Source organism: Marinobacter iranensis (assembly GCF_029207565.1).
Lineage (GTDB): Bacteria > Pseudomonadota > Gammaproteobacteria > Pseudomonadales > Oleiphilaceae > Marinobacter > Marinobacter iranensis.
The window spans coordinates 1-279 of record NZ_JANCMW010000092.1 but is presented as its reverse complement, the minus strand read 5'-3'; the positions used below and the strand labels follow the sequence as shown (position 1 = coordinate 279).

Here is a 279-nt window from a genome sequence, read left to right as displayed (position 1 = left end):
CCCCCGGTTTCCGGCCAGTGCCAGGGTGAGCGCCGTCACGATCGGAAATCCGCGGCCGTTGGGCACGCCATAGGCGGCGTCGGAATAGAGGGTCTTTTGCTGGCATCCCGGCGTCAGCGCGCCAATGCTCCACGCGCCGACCACGGGCTGCGACTGGGCGACGCCGTTCCGGTCGGTATAGTCGATCTTCTGCGGCGTCTCGCCGCGCGTGCAGAGCTGCTTGCCGGTGCGCGCGCGGTCGTCATTCTCGTTGAAATGCTCCCAGAAGAAGCTGAAGCG

The 279-nt window shown here is 67.0% G+C and carries 1 protein-coding gene; it reads right to left on the bottom strand.

What is annotated here, in order from left to right:
- Positions 1-279, bottom strand: a 279-nt coding sequence (locus NLU14_RS21570) for a hypothetical protein (RefSeq protein ID WP_275710488.1), incomplete at both ends; no start/stop codon positions are given.